This window comes from Nocardia colli (genome assembly GCF_008704205.1).
GTDB lineage: Bacteria > Actinomycetota > Actinomycetes > Mycobacteriales > Mycobacteriaceae > Nocardia > Nocardia colli.
In genome coordinates this window covers 123,420-139,071 of sequence record NZ_VXLC01000027.1, presented here as the reverse complement: position 1 = coordinate 139,071, position 15,652 = coordinate 123,420, and the positions used below count along the sequence as shown (strand labels likewise).

Here is a 15,652-nt window from a genome sequence, read left to right as displayed (position 1 = left end):
ACATCACTTCGCCTGGACGATCGCCTCGTCGATTTCCTTCGCGGTCGCGGCCAGGCCCGCCGCGAGCTCGGTCTTGCCCGCCTCGTAGTCGTAGCCGAAGTTGCGCAGCGAAAGCTGGTACGCGCCACCGTTGATGCTCGACGGCGTGGTGGAGGAATGCGGGTTCTTCGCGATGTCGATGAAGGTCTTGAAGTTCGGATCGGCGGTCAGCTTCGGCGAATTCAGCGCCGCGTTGGTGCTCGGCACGTTGTGGATGGCGTTGGCGAAGCTCACCACCGCGTCGGTGTCGGTGGTCAGGTACTTCACCAATTGCCAAGCGGCGGTCTGCTTTTGGCTGGAGTTGGCGATGCCGATGATGGTGCCGGTCTGGTAGCCGCGGCCATAGGTGGCGGCCTGGTCGTCCGGCACCGGGAACGGCGCGGTGGCCCAGTCGAAGCTCACCGGGTTCTCCGCGATCGAGGCGGTGCGCCACTCGCCGTCCAGGGACATGGCCACCTGGCCAGTGTGGAACGGATTCTTGGCGCTGAACTCCTCCCCGAAGGTGGTGCGGTACTTCTCCAGCTTGTCGTACCCGCCGAGCTTGGCGATCAGGTCCTTCTGCCAGGCGAACATCGCGGCGACCTTGGGATCGGTGGCGATGTTCGACTTCCCGTCCGCGGCGAAGTAGTCGGCGCCGTACTGGGCCAGGTAGCGCGTGGCGGCCGTCTCGTAGCCGTGGTAGTTCGGCAGGAAGCCGAGCTGTTTGAAGCTGTCGCCCTCGGCGATGGTCAGCTTCAGCGCCGCCGCCTCGAACTCACTGAATGTCTTTGGTGGCGAAGCGATTCCGGCCGCCGCGAACGCGGTCTTGTTGTAATACAGGCCATACGAGTCGCCCAGCAGCGGCAGCGCGCACTGATTTCCCTCGAACTGGCTGTACTTCAACATCCCGGCCGGGAATGTCGTGGCCGGGTCGATGCCGTCCTTCTTCAGGAACGGCGCGAGATCCGCCCAGACCTTGGCGGCGCAGAACTTGCCGACATTGTCGGTGGTGAACGAGGACACCACGTCCGGGGCGTCGCGCCCGCCGCCGCGCAGCGCCTGCTCGAGCTTGTCGTCGGCGATATTGCCGACCGGCTTGACGTGGATGTTCGGGTGCAGCTTCTCGAACGCGGCGATGTTGTCCTCGATCGCCTTGACCTCGGTGTCCTGGCTCCAGCCGTGCCAGAAGGTGATGGTGACGTCCTTGCCCTCGGCCGATCCGTCGTCACCGCCGGTGGAACTCTGGCCGGTACAGGCGGTGAGCAACAGCGCGGTAGTCGCGCATGCGGTGAGGGCGGCGAGGGTGCGGCGGGTTGTTCTGCGCATGTGCGGTTCTCCTGGGTACTGCTGTTGTGCGGCGGATCAATGGGTCGAGAACACGGAGTCCCGCGTCGTGGCCAAGGCGCGTTCCAGCGCGCCGTGCAATACCGGCGAGCCCGGCAGGGTGCTCGAACGCACCTCGGGACGCGGAAAGGTGAGTTCGGTCAACGCCTCTTCGACCAGCGCCCGCAGCCGTTCGCCGCCGGCGCTCGGCACGTCGCCGGCCAGGATCAGCAGCTCGGGGTCGACCACCGAGACGATCGAGGCCAGTCCGAGCGCGAGCCGGTCGGCGAACTCGACCAGGAACGCGTCGCCCGAGCCGGGCGTCTCCAATGCCTCGGCCACCACCCGGGCGGCCGTCGGCGCGGACAGACCGTGCTGCTTGGCGAGCGCCAAAACCGCCGGCGCACCGGCCAATTGCTGGAAGCCGCCGGAGTTCTTCCGGCGCACGTCGTGCACGATCGGCGCGCCGGGCAGCGGCATGTAGCCGACTTCGCCTGCGCCGCTGTGGAAACCGCGATGCAAGCGGCCGGCGATCACGATCGCCGCGCCGACCCCGACGCCGGTCCAGAGCAGCACGAAGTCCTCGCACCCTTGCGCCGCCCCGTGCGCCTGTTCGGCGATGGCGGCGAGATTGACGTCGTTCTCGATCGACACCGAGCAGCCGATCGCTGCCTCCAGCTCGGCGATCAGGCGCGGCGAGTGCCAGCCGGGCAAATGCGTCGCATAGCGAAGTTTGCCGGTCGCGGGATCGAGCGCGCCGCCGATGCCGATGACCACCTCGCAGCAGATGCCCTCGGCGAGCCCGGCCAGTTCGACCGCCTCGCCGACCGCCTCGCCCACCCGGGTGATGGTTTCGGCGGCGGGCCAGCCTTTGGTGGACACCTCGTGTTCGGCGAGGGTGCGACCGGTGATGTCCGCGACCGCGATTCGGATCCGGGAGGCCGTCACGTCGAGTCCGGCGACATACCCGGCGGCCGGATTCACTTGGTACAGCTGAGCATTCGGCCCCGGGCCGCCGGCCATGGTGCCGACCGGGACGACCAGGCCGGCGGCCTCCAAGCGACCGAGCAGCTGGGAGGCGGTCGGCTTGGAAAGGCCGGTGAGCGTGCCGATTTGGGTCCGGGACAGCGGTCCGTTGGCGAGCAGCAGCTCCAGCGCGGCGCGATCGTTGATCGCGCGCAGCAGGCTGGGTGTGCCGGCGAGGGTCGGTCGCGTGGTCACGTGACACCCCCTCCTCTCACCCCACATCGGGTGAACTATTAGGAAAGTTTCCAATTACTTTGAGGAGGGACTGTATGTCCGGTTCGACGGCCTGTCAATCGCTGTCCGCATGGCGGATACCCAAACGTCATGCGGCACAACGGGGCGTTTGACCTCAACCGCTGTTGAGGATCTAGCCTCGGAGCCGACCGCAGGAAACCGAAGGGGCCGTCATGAAGATTCACGAAGTAGCCATCAGCACAACGGATCTCGGCACGGCGGCGGATTTCTACCGTGACGTGCTCGAACTACCGGTCGTGGTCGACGGCGATCATGTGACGGTGGAAATCGGCCTCAGCACGCTCGTGTTGACCCGCGGCGAAAGTTTCACGGGCGCGCATCATCTGGCGTTCGGGATTTCCCCAGACGATTTCGGGCTTGCGCGGAAGTGGTTGAGGCGTCGGGTGGCTCTGATCGCGGCGAACGGCTCCGAGGTCATCGAGGGTCCGCCCGGCTGGGATTCGCGCTCGGTCTACTTCCGCGGGCCGGATGGGATCGTGCTGGAGCTCATCGCACGAGCCGCCGACGCCGGGGTTCCGGCCAGTATCGGCGAGACGCCTCGGCTGCTCTCGATCAGCGAGGTCGGCATCGGCGTGCCCGACGTTCAGCAAGCGGTCGGCGAACTCGCCGAGGCGTATGGTCTCGACGCCTTCACGCCGCGGCTGCCCGATTTCACCCCGGTCGGCGATCACGATGGATTGATCATTCTGGTTGACCGGGAACGGATTTGGTTCCCGACCGAGGCCGACCTGCCCGCCCGCGCGTCGGTGGCCGTTCGCATCGATGCGCCCAAGGGCGGCGGAACCCTCGCACTCAGCGAGGTGGCCCGTATCGACGGGTGACGCGGATCAGCTACGCGTGCCGCGTCGTTTGTCGTAGACCGCACGGAGATTCGAGCTGACCTTCTTGGCCGTGTCCTGCGCCTGCTGTCCGCGTTCGGAATTGAGCAACTGCCTGGCCGCCGCGCCGGTGTGGCGGCCGGCGTCCTGCCCGATCCGGCGCAGCTGTGCGGCCTGGTTCGATTCGCGCAGCTGCCGGAGCCGTTCGTCCTCGGCGAGGTGCTGCGCCTTTTCCTGCATGGCGCTGGTGACCGCACGCATCCGTTCGGCGCCCACCTGCGCGCGCTGGGCTCCGCGCTCGACGATGGCCGCGTCTCTGGCTGCCTGCCAAGACTTTTGGTACAGCCCGGCGCGAACGACCGTCGTCCCCGCGAGGCGATCGATCACCGTTCGACCGCCTGCCAACGGGACCGCGTTGAAAACCAGCGCCACCACGGCGGCAACCCAAAGAACAAGAGAGAGCACGAACTTGCCCGCGAGCAGCGCGATGCAGGCAGCGGAATACAGTCCGACATCCACCAGCGTGCTCGCGACCGCCCGCCGGGCCGACTGCCACTTGCTCAGGACGCCCTGCGGATCCGTGAGCGAATGAACCCGAATGTCCAGCAAGAACTTTCCGAGCGTGCGCCCCTTCCAGGCCAGCGCCGCGAACTGGTAGGCGAACACGATCAAGACCAGGGCGACGAACGCCTCGGCGACGAGGAGCAGGATCTCACCGAAGACGTCCCACCCGAACGCTTTTCCCGCGCCGCCCCAATCCCCGTTCGCGCGGAAGAGATTCCAGCCGCCCTCCTCCGCGAGCCCGGGCCAGTTGGAGAGGTAGTCGGCGATCCGGTAATGGGTCACCGAGCCGAGCAGCACCGCCACACAGAGGATGAGACCGAAATCGACCGCCCATGCGGCGATTCGCCGATTCGCCGGAGCCCGGTCGGGCGGCGGAATGTGCTCGGCCATCGTGTGCACCTCTTCGCAGTGCCGGAACCCGGCGCTCTGTCTTTGCTCTAACAGAGTCCTCGCTGCGACGAGGCCGCACCATCGGCCGAACAACCGACACGACAGCGGGGAGAGAAGAGGTTTCGCGGCTCGAGGCGAGCCGGACGGACTAGGCGGATACGCGCGGGGAGTTCGCGGCGTGCACGTCCACGGCGACGGCCCGCCGACGCGGGGCCGGCCGGCGCTGCGCGAGATGCGCGGCGACCACCACACCATGCGTCGCGATCACGACGGCTGACGCAGTACCGATTCCCACCAGTAGCAAACCCACGACAGATACCGATCCTTCCAAAGCACAGTTTTCGCCGGCGCGCTGTGCGCCGTCGGGCGGTATGCCCCGGCCCCGGATCCTCAAACAGTATGTGACCCAGAACACAGCAGCGCGCTGACCGGCCACCGTCACGGCCGTAGGCTGACCTGGTGATCACCTGTGTTGTGGAGTACGTGATCGATCCCGCCAAGATCGAGGCATTCGAACAGTTCGGCCGCCGGTGGATGGAGCTGGTGCAGCGGCACGGCGGCGTCCATCACGGCTACTTCCTGCCCGGCGAAGGGGCCAGCGACAAGGCCATGGCGCTGTTCAGTTTCGACAGTCTCAGCGCCTACGAACAGTATCGAAAGCTGTTCGGCGTCGATCCCGATTTCATCGCGGCGGATCGCATCCGGGACGAGAGCGGGTGCGTGCTGCGCTACGACCGCACATTCATGCGGCCCATGCTTCCGGACCAGGACTAGCTCAGTCGCGGACGTGCACCGGCACGTCGTCGGCCCACGGCTGGCGGGTCACCATGTCCGCGACGTAGACGAATCCGCGTTCGAACTCGCCCGTGGCGGCATCGACCAGTCGATATTCCTGCGTGTCCTGATGGATCGGCTGGGCGTCGAGCAGCACGATGCGCACCTCGCCGGGTTCGAACCGGCAGCGCTCCTGCAGCGCGGCGATCAGTTGCTCGTTGTGCATGTGGCCGTCGCCGAAGTTCCAGCCGACGGCGGTACTACAGATGCGTTCGCCGTCGGTGATGGTGTATTCGTCCTCGCGACCGGCGGGCATGGCGCGATGGACGAGGGTGAACAGGGCGCGGCCGTGGGTGTTCATGGCGCGGAAGGCGTAGCCCATGAACATCGGGATCACCGCGCGGTCCTTGCCGTAGAACCGCTCCAGCTGCGCCTGCGGCATGCTGGCGATCGCGACGATCCCCTGCCCGATCTTGGCCGCCGCCGACGGCTTCACGCACCACATCGTGGTATCCCAGTTGCCCGCGTAGTAGCGCATGCCGGGCAGGAAGGAGATCTTGCGCGGGAACAGGTTTCCGGCGATCACGATGCCCGCGATCACCGCGAACAACACCGCCACCAGCGCCGGGTTGTGCAGGTCACGCAGTCCGAGGTCGGCGTGCGCGACGAACAGCACCAGCACGCCGAAGATCATGAAGACGTTCCACTCCAGCGGCACGCCCATCGGCACGGCGGTCAGGATGCCCAGGTGGAAGCCGACCATCACGATCGCGGCGATCGCGGTCACCGGACCGCCGTGCGAGAAGAACAACACCAGCGGAACCAGCATTTCGACGGCCGTCGCACTGTGCGCGAAGATTCGGGACAGCCGACCGGGGCGCAGATCATCGGGGAAGTTCTCGAAGAACTTGCGTTTCAATGACTTTCGCCGGAAGACCGGACTGTTGGACATCATGGTGGACACCACGAACGGGAAGTGCTTGTTCAACTTGGAGGTCGCCGCGCCCATCCAGATCACCAGGAAGACCACCTTGGCGGCGACGATCATGTCGGTGCCGGTGAACAGGAAGGTGACCGCGAGGGTGGCGTACACCTCGCCGCGGGCGGCCAGGAAGATCACCTTGTCGCGCAACCCGATCAGTGCGAGCAGGCCGAGCACCGCCACGATCTGCCACATCGGCAGCAGCCCCACCGTCGTATCCAGCTCGCTCACCGGGCCGGTTCCGTCGGACAGCAACGCGACCACCGTCATCACCAGCAACGCCCCGTACAGCGCGACATCCACCGCCGTGCGAGTGTCGCCCTTGGTCAACGGAATTCGCCCCGGCCATGGCGGCAGCCGAATGGTCTTGGGCCGCAACCAATACAGGATCGAGCCGAACGGCGGAAAGAACCGGTTGTTCAGGGGGCCGAACCCGCAGCCGAGCCCGACCACCTCGAACAGCAGCGTGTACAGCACCGCCTTCTGGAAGACGATCGGCTCCGACCACCAGTCACCCACGTCGGTGAACCCATCGATGCCCTTGGTGGCCAACACGATCAGCCAGCCGCCGAGCACGTAGAGGCAGATCTTGCCGACGTAGAACAGGTGGAGCACGACCGGCGTCCCGAATCCCACCTCGGCCCAGTGCCGGGCCATCGGCCGGATTCGCTCGCCGCGGGTGCCCTTGCTCCACTCCGCCATATCGACCACCGGCAGTTCGGGTTGCAGAAAGCCCATAGCGCACGCTCCGACTCGACGACACCGAGGCGCCCAGCCGAATCCGGAACCTCGCGGTCCCTCGAACATTCGCAGGAACTGCAACGTGTGTCAATTCTGACCGACGGATTCGCCGGACGCGGACCTGGGTCGTCGGGATAATCGAGTGGGGGTGCCCGATGCGGCACGCCGGTCGAGAGGAGACCACTGTGTCGGACTCGCACAATTCCCGGTCGTTCGCGGTGGGCACCATGGCCGGTGTCAATCCGCCGCTGAGCGCCTCCCGCTTCCTGGTGCGGCTGGCCAAGCTCGGACGGCTGGATTCCATTCTGGCGCCGGATCATTTGATCAGCGTGTTCCCCCGGGCCATCTGGGATGCCGACTTCACCCCGCAGGCGAAGGTGGTCCGCAGCCCGGACGAACAGTTCGATTACGCTCCGCTGCTGGCGAATCTGGCCGCCGGGGCCGGACGGGTGCAGCTGGGCGTCGGGGTCACCGATCCGATCCGCAGGCATCCGGTGCTGCTCGCGCAGACGTTTCTCACGCTGGCGCACATGACGAAGTCGCCGCCGATCCTCGGGCTCGGTTGCGGCGAGCGGGAGAACCTCGATCCGTATGGATTCACCTGGGATCGCCCGGTCTCCAGGCTGGAGGAGGCCCTCCAGGTGGTGCGCACGGCACTGACCTCGACGGAATCGTTCGACTTCGCCGGCAAGTACTACCGGATCGACAGCGCGCCAATGGATTTGACCGCCCCGGCGGATCGGATGCCGCAGATCTGGCTCGGCGCGCACGGGCCGCGCATGCTGGAACTGACCGGGCGCTACGCCGACGGCTGGTATCCGTGGGAGGCCATGTCGCCCGACGAGTACGGGCGGCGACTGAACGTGGTGCACAACGCCGCTCGCGCCGCAGGCCGCGATCCCGAGGCGATCGTCCCCGCCACCATGATCTCGATGCTCACCGCGCGCACCCCCGCGGGCATCCGGCAACTGATGCGGCACCCCGGCATCCGCTACATGGCGCTGCTCGCGCCGGACGCGGTGTGGGCGCGTTGCGGTGCGAAACATCCGTTCGGCGAGGGATTCCGGGGGCTGATCGATCTCATGCCGCATCGGTTGACCAAAGCCGAAGTGCAGGAGGCCATTGCGGAGGTGCCGGACGAGGTGCTGCACGAGTGGCTCATGATCGGCACTCCCCCAGAGGTTCTCGCCCGGATTCGCGCGCTGGCCGACGCGGGCCTGCGGCATGCCGTCGTGTTCCCGACGGCCGCGCTGGTATCGAGCGCCGACGCGGCATTCGGTTACGGAGTCGTGCTCTGGCTGGCCGCGCGGTTGCGGCGACAGGCAGGCACTCCTGCCGCGTAGGTAGGGAACGAGCCACAGAAAGGCTTCGACGGATACCGCCGCCACTCCCCGTATGTCGCGGTTCGACTACCAACCCGCTGACATTACTGCTGTTCAGCGGTCATTTTTCGCGATGCTATTGAGGTAGACCGATCATGCTACTACTGTGCATATAACTGTTACCCACAGTTATATGCAGCTGATCGACCACCACCGTCCGCGGGCAGCGGATTCTCGGAGCGGAGATGACATGACCTCTGGTGTGCACGGTTCTTCCTGGGACGCGATTGTGATCGGGGCAGGGCTCGGCGGCCTGTCCGCGGCTTCCTATCTGGCCGCATCGGGGCTGAAAGTGACACTGCTGGAGCAGTATTCGGTGCTGGGCGGTTCGTCCCACGTCTTCCGCCGGAAACGCAAGTGGGAGTTCGATGTCGGCGTGCACTACATCGGTGACTGCGGGCCGAACGGAAACGTGCCGACCCTGCTGCGCGGTATCGGTCTCGACGATCGAGTGCAGTGGCTGCCGCTGGATACCGATGGCTTCGACACGATCATCGCCCCCGATTTCGAGTTGCGGATCCCGGTCGGCTGGGACAACTACCTGGAGAACCTGATCCAGGCATTCCCGGGCGAGGAGCGCGGGCTGCGCCGATATGTCTCGATCGTGCGCGCCATCGGCGAATCACTCGATCGCACAGCGACTTCCGCGAACGATCTGCGGCGGGCCGTCATGCGGGCGGGCACCGCCGCGGCATGGGCGCCGGTGCCGCACGCCGCGCTCCTCGCCGCTTGCCGGTTGAAGCCGCGGACCATGCTGGCGTTGTCGGTCCAAGACGGTGCGGCCGCGACGCCACCCCACCGAGCGCCCGTCGCCGTCGCCGCGGCGTTCCTGGAGAACTTCGTCGGCCGCGGCGCCTGGTTCCCGCGCGGCGGCGGCCAGGTGCTGGCGGCCGGCTTCGCCGAGGTGATCCGCGGGCACGGCGGGCAGATCCGCACCCGCACCGAGGTCGACCGCATTCTCGTGGAGTCGGGACGGGTCACCGGGGTGCGGCTGCGCGACGGCGAGATCCTGACCGCGCCGGTGGTGGTGTCCGCCGCCGATATCAAGCGCACCTATCGCGATCTGATCGGCTACGAGCAGCTGCCGAGGTGGGCGGTCATGCGCAACGAGCACTACAAGATGGCCCTGCCGCTGATCAACGGCTACTTCGGCATCGAGATCGACCTTGCCGGGACACCGAATACCAACTACTACACGATCCCGGCCACGACCTGGAAAGCGGCCGATTCGCTGTGGTCGCTGTCGCGGATGTCGTCGCAACTACTGACCGGAGCCGGTCGCCGGGATCCCCGGCAGTGGGCCGAGGACTTCGCGCTCCGGCAGCCGACCTACGTGCAGTCCTCCACCCGCCGCGATCCGGCGAATCACTTCAGCGCCCCGCCCGGGCACGCCGCCATCGAGGCGCAGACCTTGGCGCCGTGGAATCCGGCGCTGTGGGGCGTGAGCGCGGATGAGGTTGCCACGCAGAGCTATCGGAGCAACAGCGCCTATCGCGACATCAAGGAGATCATCGCCGGCGGGCTGCTGGCTCGGGTGGATCAAGCGTTCCCCGGCGCCGCCGCGAAGGTCCAGTGGAGCGAGCTGGCCACACCGGCCACGCAGGAGCGCTACACCCGGACCACCAACGGCACCTCCTACGGTCTCGAACCGCGGATCACTCAGCTCGGGCCGTTGCGTCCCGGCGCGCGGACGCCGATCCGGGGGTTGTTCCTCGCCGGCACCAGCACCTCGACGGGGCCCGCTACCGAAGGCGCGATGCTCAGCGGGGTGCAGGCGGCGTCGGCGATCGTCGGCCGCGATCTGCTGGCGGAGGTCCGCGCCGGGGCGGTGCTCGCCGATCCGACTCGAATTGCACCGTGGGGAGCCGATTTCGACCCGCTCGCCGCATGCCGCGGAGGGCGTGCGGCAACCGATGACGATGCGGCACCGCTCATTCGGATCTGAACGGCCGAACCCATGGCGTTCGAGTCGAATCCGCAGCGCATCGCGATGGGCGCAGAGCCAGGACGAGTCCTGCGTCTGCGCCGGGCTGTGTTCTTCGCGCGCGGTTTCGAGGTGTGGGCCGCTGACCTTCTGCCACTGGACCTTATCCGCGGAGATTTCCACGGCGACTCGACAGCCGACGAAGGGCCGACGGGGTCGGCAACTGGGTGAGGTTCTGGGACAGCGGCGGGCGGGTCGGGAATGATGGGGTCTTATGGTGGATTACGCGACGATATTCGAGCGGGTTCGGGGATCCCTGCTGGGTGGGGCGGTCGGCGACGCACTGGGGTGGCCTATCGAGTTCTTGAAGTTGGAGCAGATTCGGGGGCGGCACGGGGAAAGGGGGGTGACCGGATTTGTGCCGCAGGCGAATCAGGGTGCGCCGCAGGAGATTACCGACGATACGCAGATGACTCTGTTTACCGCGGAAGGTTTGTTGCGATCCGCTGCGGGCGCGGATCCGACGCCGGCGTTGCGACGGGCTTATCTGCGCTGGTTACAGACTCAGCAAGGGAGCGGGCCCGCGGACCACAGCGATGGATGGTTGGCGAGTTTGCCGTTTTTGTATGCGGCGCGGGCGCCGGGTAACGCGTGTATGTCCGGGCTCGCCCGGCAGTCGCGCGAATATCAGCCGCCGGGGCCGTTCGGCGAGCAAGGAGCGGTGAATCCGCATTCGAAAGGGTGCGGGACCGTGATGCGTTCCGCGCCTTTCGGATTGGCGGGAATGGGTGCTGAGCAGGCGTTTGTCACGGCCGCACGGGCCGCGCAGCTGACGCACGGACATCCGACGGGATATATCGCGGCGGGTGCGTTCGCGGCGATTCTCGATCGGGTGGTCAGCGGGGTCGAGTTACCGATCGCGGTACAGGAGACAATCGTTCAGCTCGGGCAGATTCCGTCGAGCGAGGAGACGGTGACGGCGTTGACCCGCGCCGTCGAGCTGGCCGAGGAGCCGCCCACCGCCGAACAGGTGGAGCACGTCGGCGCGGGCTGGATCGCCGAGGAATGCCTGGCCATCGCGGTGTATTGTGCGCTGCACTCGGCGAAGGGCGGGGACACGCGGGCAGCATTGCTGCTCTCGGTGAACCACTCCGGCGATTCCGACTCGACCGGCGCGGTCGCGGGCAACCTGATCGGCGCCGTCCACGGCGTCTCCGCGCTACCGATGGACCTGGTGTCCACGGTCGAGGGACGCGATGTCCTGATTCAGGTCGCCGACGACCTGGTCATGCACTTCGGCGTCGGCGACCGATCCGGGCTCGACGCGCGCTACCCGGTCGACGCGTAGCCGGCACCACGAAAACGGCTGTCGCACCGCAGGCTTTCAGCAGCCCAATGCTTCGGCCAGCTCGACGAAGCTAGTGACGGACAGATCGCTGACCGTGTCCTCGGCACGGTCGGCTTTCTGTTGCGGCCCTTTCTCGCCCGGCCGTTCGAGAAACGCGGTGCGCAACCCTGCGGCACTCGCGCCATCGATATCCCAGCTGTGTGCCGCGACCATCAGCACCTGCTCCGGTTCGACGTCGAGCAGCCCGGCGGCGGTTCGATAGACCTGTGCCGCAGGCTTGTACGTCTGCGCGAGCTCGGCGGACAGGATGCAGTCGAAGGGCAGATCAGCGGCCTTCACCAGCCGGGTGAGCAGCGCGAAACCACCATTGGACAACGCGGCCAAGGTGTATCGATTCCGCAGGCGCGCAAGACCTTCCACGGCGTCCGGCCAGGCGGGCAGCAGATGCCAAGCGCGGACCAGCCGCCGACGGGCCGTCTCGTCGAGCGCCGCGCCGATCCCGTGCCGCTGCAGGAGCTCGTCGAGCGACTCCCGATGCAGGGTGTCGAGGTACACCCAGGCTCGCTCACCGTCCCGGACCCGTTGCATGGCAGGCAGATACATGTCGCGCCATTCGTCGGCGAAGACCTCGGCGTCGAGATCGACACCGGCCGTGCGGAAGACGTCGGCGGCCTGCTCGGACACCCCGGTGTACCAGTCCACGGTGGTGCCGAAGATGTCGCAAGTCAGCACCCGGATATCCGCTGGATCGAACCCGGACATCGGTTCTCCCTTCCTCTGGTCACCCCACACCAACATGGCACACATCGAAAGGCGGCGCGACGCCCTCCGCACCTACCAGTCGACGACGCCGAGCTCGTGCAGCTTGCGGAAGACCAGCATCGAGCCGGGCGCGACGTGATCCATCGCGGCGTACTCGCTCACCGTGAAGTAGCGCAGCTCGGCGATCTCACTGGTCGGCTGCGGTTCGCCGTCCAGTTCGGCGGTGAAACAGGTCATGTGCAGCTGGGTGCCGGGTGCGTACCCGACCGCTTGGGCGGTGAAAACGCCCAGTTCATCGTAGGAAACGACGCCGACGCCGAGTTCCTCGCGGACCTCGCGATGCAGTGCTCCCGCGGGCGTCTCGCCGGGGTCGATCTTCCCGCCCGCCATGTAGAAGATGTCCTTGCCGATCGATCGCGTCTGCAGCAGACGACGATCCCTGATGTGGGCCAACGCGGCTGTGCGAATCACCGGCCCACCCTACTTTTCCGGTTCGGGCCGGGGTCAAGGGAGTATTCGCCGCCGCCCGACCCGGCGGTACTGGACGTGTACTCGACCCGGTCAGCGTCACCAAACCGGTTCGGCAACCACTATCGTGACGGAGCGAAACTGTTGAATTGGCGAGAGGCACGGGGGAATACACGTGAACACCACGCAGGGTGACTGGTCCACCCTCCCATCGGAGCCGGAGCGCGAGGCGCACAATCGCAAGGTGCTGGCCGCCCTGATCGCGGGCGGCGTGCTCTTCGCCCTCGTCGCGGCGGTCTGCGTCGGGATCGTCGCGCGCGACCTCACCAAGGACGTCATCGGCACGCCGAAACCGGTCCAGAGCGCCAGCCCGCTGCCGATGGCCGAGCAGTTGCCCGCCACCCCTGCGGGCGTGACCGACAACGGCGCGGTCCGGATCGGCGACCCGGCCGCGAAGGTCGTCGTCCGCGTCGTCGCCGACCTGCAATGCCCGGCCTGCCAGATGTTCGAGAAGGCCAACGCCAAGGTGCTCGAAGACGCCGTGACCAGCGGTTCGGCCATCGTCGAATACAACGTCATCTCGTTCCTGGACCGTGCGTCGACCACCCAGTACTCGTCGCGAGCAGGCAACGCCTCCTACTGCGTCGCCGAAGCGGACCCGTCGAAGTACCAGAGCTGGCTGGCCGCGATGTTCCAGAACCAGCCCGCCGAGGGCGGTGACGGCCTGCCCGACGACCGGCTGCTGGAGATCGCCAGGGACGCCGGCTACCCGGATCCGGCAGTGGCCCAATGCATTACCGACCGCAAGTACGACTCCTACCTGCGCACGAAGACCAAGGAACTGCTCGCCGGCGGCATCAAGTCCACCCCCTCGGTCTTCGTCAACGGCCAACAGGTCACCGAGGCCAAGCCCCTCTTCGGCCCCGAAGGCCTCACCCCACTGATCACCGCTGCGCGATAGTGAGCGGATTGCCGCTTTAGTGAACTTGATTCGGCATTATCGGCTAGTTTGCACGCTATGAATTCACGCTGGGGCGCTGCGCTCGCCATCTCCGTCCTATCGTTGTCCGGCCTGGTCGCGGGCACCGTCCCGGCCTCGGCCGGACCGCCCGTCGTGCCGTGCAGCTTCACGCCGACCGCGCCGGACAACGCCGCGGCCCGTCCGGTGGTGTCGCCGCCGCCGGTCGCGCTGGCCGTCGGCACCATGGACGTGACCTTCCAGTTCAACTACGGGCCGGTGACCGTGCGACTGAACCGGGCCGGTGCCGCACCGTGCGCCGCGCAGAACATGGCAAGCCTGGTGCTGCAACGCTTTTACGATCAGAGCCAGTGCTGGCGGCTGACCGACAGCGCACGCCTCGGCGTCTTGCAGTGCGGCGACATCTACGAGGTGGAGAAGGGCGGCCCCGGCTACCAGTTCCCCGATGAGGTCGACGGCACCGAGACCTACGAGCGCGGCACCGTGGCGATGGGCAATCAGGGGCCCGGCACCAACGGCAGCGAATTCTTCATCGTGCACTCGTTCGCGCATATCCCGGCGAACTATTCGGTGCTCGGCCAGGTCGTGAGCGGAATGGACGTGCTCGATCGGATGGTCGCCGCAGGCATCACGCCGACCGAACGCGGTGAACGCGACGGGCTGCCGGCCCAGCCGGTCGTGATCAATAACGCCCGATTGGGTTAGTCGCACCGATCGGCGAATTCCGCGAGACCCCAGAGTTGGGGTGTACTGCGGGACAAACGGTTTCACTGCACGGTGCGGTAGCTTCGTACGAATGAGTACATCCAATGACAGCGTGCAGTGGAAACGTGGAATCAGCAGTGTCCTGGTAGCCGGTGGCGTGGTCGCCGGTGTACTGGCCGGATCGGCGACGGCGTCGGCGGAGAGCGGGCAGCTCGCCGGCCGTGAAATCGGGACGTCCGCGGTGGCGGATGACGGGTGCACCTTCTCCTCGGTCGGTGGTTCGTGCTCCGATCCGGGGCCGGTCGGTAATGCGTTGATCAACTTTCGTAATTGGCTGAAGAGCATGGGCTACGGGACCGGAAGTTCTTCGGGCACCGCGTACTTCTTCTGATCGTCGAGAATTCGTCGAACTGATGCCGGAGATTCCCGAGTGGTCGAAGCAACTTCCGTGGGGAGTGCGAATCGACTGGGGTTTGGCGGGTGCGCGGGCGTTAGGGCCCGATAGCGCGGCGGTCGTCGTGGTCGACGTGCTGTCCTTCACGACATCGGTGTCGGTCGCGGTCGACGCGGGCACGCGGGTATTTCCCTATCCGTGGCGAAACGAGAGCGCCGCGGCGTTCGCGGCCGACCAGGACGCCCGGCTGGCCGTCGGGCGCAAGGCGGTGTCCGAGCAGCAGCCGTGGTCGCTATCGCCCGCGGCGCTGCGCCGGGCGCCTGCCCCGGCCCGCCTGGTGTTGCCGTCGCCGAACGGATCGGCGATTTCGGCCGCGGTCACCGGAGTGCCGGTGATCGCGGCCTGCCTGCGGAACGCGTCCGCGGTCGCCCGCTGGATCGTCCGGCAAGGCTGGGGCACGGTCGAGCGGCCGATCGCGGTGATCGCCGCGGGGGAACATTGGCCAGGTCAGGACGTATTGCGTCCCGCGATCGAGGACTGGTTCGGGGCGGCCGCGGTCATCTCGGCGCTCGCCGCGAACGGCGCCGGACCACTGTCGCCGGAAGCCTCGGCCGCACAAACCGTTCATGACGCGACCGCCGACGTGCCGTCGCTGATCTCCCACTGCGCCTCCGGCCGCGAGCTGGCCGCTATCGGATTCGCCGATGATGTCGCCGTCGCGATCGAAATCGACGCGAGCCGGACCGTTCCGCTGCTGGTAGACGGGGCATTCATCGACGCGGCACACTGAGTGGCGGAC

16 protein-coding genes are annotated in these 15,652 nt (G+C 67.0%); 9 read left to right on the top strand and 7 right to left on the bottom strand.

Annotation, left to right across the window (positions count from 1 at the left end; all coding sequences use genetic code 11):
* Positions 1–3: 3 nt before the first annotated feature.
* The gene (locus tag F3087_RS38265; protein ID WP_150407033.1) at positions 4–1,344 is read right to left on the bottom strand and encodes an ABC transporter substrate-binding protein; all 1,341 of its coding nucleotides are present in this window, start codon (positions 1,342–1,344) and stop codon (positions 4–6) included.
* A gap of 36 nt (positions 1,345–1,380) precedes the next feature.
* The gene (locus F3087_RS38260) at positions 1,381–2,562 is read right to left on the bottom strand and encodes an ROK family transcriptional regulator (protein ID WP_223885663.1); all 1,182 of its coding nucleotides are present in this window, start codon (positions 2,560–2,562) and stop codon (positions 1,381–1,383) included.
* 212 nt (positions 2,563–2,774) lie between these two features.
* Here F3087_RS38260 and F3087_RS38255 point away from each other — a divergent pair, with 212 nt between their 5' ends.
* Complete coding sequence (locus tag F3087_RS38255; protein ID WP_150407031.1) at positions 2,775–3,443, top strand: VOC family protein; 669 nt, start codon at positions 2,775–2,777, stop codon at positions 3,441–3,443.
* Positions 3,444–3,449: 6 nt separating this feature from the next.
* Here the strand turns inward: F3087_RS38255 and F3087_RS38250 are convergent, their stop codons facing one another.
* Both F3087_RS38250 and F3087_RS46235 read right to left on the bottom strand, forming a co-directional pair.
* Complete coding sequence (locus F3087_RS38250; protein ID WP_191094347.1) at positions 3,450–4,394, bottom strand: RDD family protein; 945 nt, start codon at positions 4,392–4,394, stop codon at positions 3,450–3,452.
* A 148-nt stretch (positions 4,395–4,542) separates the two neighbouring features.
* Complete coding sequence (locus tag F3087_RS46235) at positions 4,543–4,704, bottom strand: hypothetical protein (protein ID WP_191094346.1); 162 nt, start codon at positions 4,702–4,704, stop codon at positions 4,543–4,545.
* 149 nt (positions 4,705–4,853) lie between these two features.
* Here F3087_RS46235 and F3087_RS38245 point away from each other — a divergent pair, with 149 nt between their 5' ends.
* Positions 4,854–5,168 (top strand): NIPSNAP family protein, encoded by a 315-nt coding sequence (locus F3087_RS38245; protein WP_150407029.1) that lies wholly within the window; start codon positions 4,854–4,856, stop codon positions 5,166–5,168.
* A 1-nt stretch (position 5,169) separates the two neighbouring features.
* Here F3087_RS38245 and F3087_RS38240 read toward each other — a convergent pair whose 3' ends face one another.
* Positions 5,170–6,888 carry a DUF3556 domain-containing protein gene (locus F3087_RS38240; protein ID WP_150407028.1) on the bottom strand — a complete coding sequence of 573 codons (1,719 nt, stop codon included), beginning with the start codon at positions 6,886–6,888 and terminating at the stop codon, positions 5,170–5,172.
* Between the two features lie 188 nt (positions 6,889–7,076).
* Here F3087_RS38240 and F3087_RS38235 point away from each other — a divergent pair, with 188 nt between their 5' ends.
* From F3087_RS38235 to F3087_RS38225, 3 genes are all read left to right on the top strand, one after another.
* A complete protein-coding gene (locus F3087_RS38235; RefSeq protein WP_191094345.1) occupies positions 7,077–8,234 on the top strand; it encodes an LLM class flavin-dependent oxidoreductase in 1,158 nt (385 codons plus the stop codon).
* Positions 8,235–8,463: 229 nt separating this feature from the next.
* Positions 8,464–10,218, top strand: coding sequence for a phytoene desaturase family protein (locus tag F3087_RS38230; protein ID WP_150407026.1), 1,755 nt, complete (start codon positions 8,464–8,466; stop codon positions 10,216–10,218).
* Positions 10,219–10,471: 253 nt separating this feature from the next.
* Entirely contained in the window at positions 10,472–11,545 is a 1,074-nt protein-coding gene (locus F3087_RS38225) for an ADP-ribosylglycohydrolase family protein (protein ID WP_150407025.1), read from the top strand.
* 36 nt (positions 11,546–11,581) lie between these two features.
* Here F3087_RS38225 and F3087_RS38220 read toward each other — a convergent pair whose 3' ends face one another.
* Positions 11,582–12,307 carry a haloacid dehalogenase type II gene (locus F3087_RS38220; RefSeq protein WP_150407024.1) on the bottom strand — a complete coding sequence of 242 codons (726 nt, stop codon included), beginning with the start codon at positions 12,305–12,307 and terminating at the stop codon, positions 11,582–11,584.
* A 72-nt stretch (positions 12,308–12,379) separates the two neighbouring features.
* A complete protein-coding gene (locus F3087_RS38215; protein ID WP_150407023.1) occupies positions 12,380–12,778 on the bottom strand; it encodes an NUDIX hydrolase in 399 nt (132 codons plus the stop codon).
* Between the two features lie 172 nt (positions 12,779–12,950).
* Between F3087_RS38215 and F3087_RS38210 the strand changes: the two genes are divergently transcribed.
* From F3087_RS38210 to F3087_RS38195, 4 genes are all read left to right on the top strand, one after another.
* The gene (locus tag F3087_RS38210; protein WP_223885662.1) at positions 12,951–13,736 is read left to right on the top strand and encodes a DsbA family protein; all 786 of its coding nucleotides are present in this window, start codon (positions 12,951–12,953) and stop codon (positions 13,734–13,736) included.
* A 57-nt stretch (positions 13,737–13,793) separates the two neighbouring features.
* Entirely contained in the window at positions 13,794–14,459 is a 666-nt protein-coding gene (locus F3087_RS38205) for a peptidylprolyl isomerase (RefSeq protein WP_150407022.1), read from the top strand.
* A gap of 91 nt (positions 14,460–14,550) precedes the next feature.
* Entirely contained in the window at positions 14,551–14,850 is a 300-nt protein-coding gene (locus F3087_RS38200; RefSeq protein ID WP_150407021.1) for a hypothetical protein, read from the top strand.
* 22 nt (positions 14,851–14,872) lie between these two features.
* Complete coding sequence (locus F3087_RS38195) at positions 14,873–15,643, top strand: 2-phosphosulfolactate phosphatase (protein WP_150407020.1); 771 nt, start codon at positions 14,873–14,875, stop codon at positions 15,641–15,643.
* Positions 15,644–15,652: the final 9 nt, after the last annotated feature.

Coding starts and splice junctions, on each gene's coding strand:
- F3087_RS38265 (WP_150407033.1), bottom strand. CDS start 1,344: ATGCGCAGAACAACCCGCCGCACCCTCGCCGCCCTCACCGCATGCGCG.
- F3087_RS38255 (WP_150407031.1), top strand. CDS start 2,775: ATGAAGATTCACGAAGTAGCCATCAGCACAACGGATCTCGGCACGGCG.
- F3087_RS38250 (WP_191094347.1), bottom strand. CDS start 4,394: ATGGCCGAGCACATTCCGCCGCCCGACCGGGCTCCGGCGAATCGGCGA.
- F3087_RS38240 (WP_150407028.1), bottom strand. CDS start 6,888: ATGGGCTTTCTGCAACCCGAACTGCCGGTGGTCGATATGGCGGAGTGG.
- F3087_RS38230 (WP_150407026.1), top strand. CDS start 8,464: ATGACCTCTGGTGTGCACGGTTCTTCCTGGGACGCGATTGTGATCGGG.
- F3087_RS38225 (WP_150407025.1), top strand. CDS start 10,472: ATGGTGGATTACGCGACGATATTCGAGCGGGTTCGGGGATCCCTGCTG.
- F3087_RS38220 (WP_150407024.1), bottom strand. CDS start 12,307: ATGTCCGGGTTCGATCCAGCGGATATCCGGGTGCTGACTTGCGACATC.
- F3087_RS38205 (WP_150407022.1), top strand. CDS start 13,794: ATGAATTCACGCTGGGGCGCTGCGCTCGCCATCTCCGTCCTATCGTTG.
- F3087_RS38200 (WP_150407021.1), top strand. CDS start 14,551: ATGAGTACATCCAATGACAGCGTGCAGTGGAAACGTGGAATCAGCAGT.
- F3087_RS38195 (WP_150407020.1), top strand. CDS start 14,873: ATGCCGGAGATTCCCGAGTGGTCGAAGCAACTTCCGTGGGGAGTGCGA.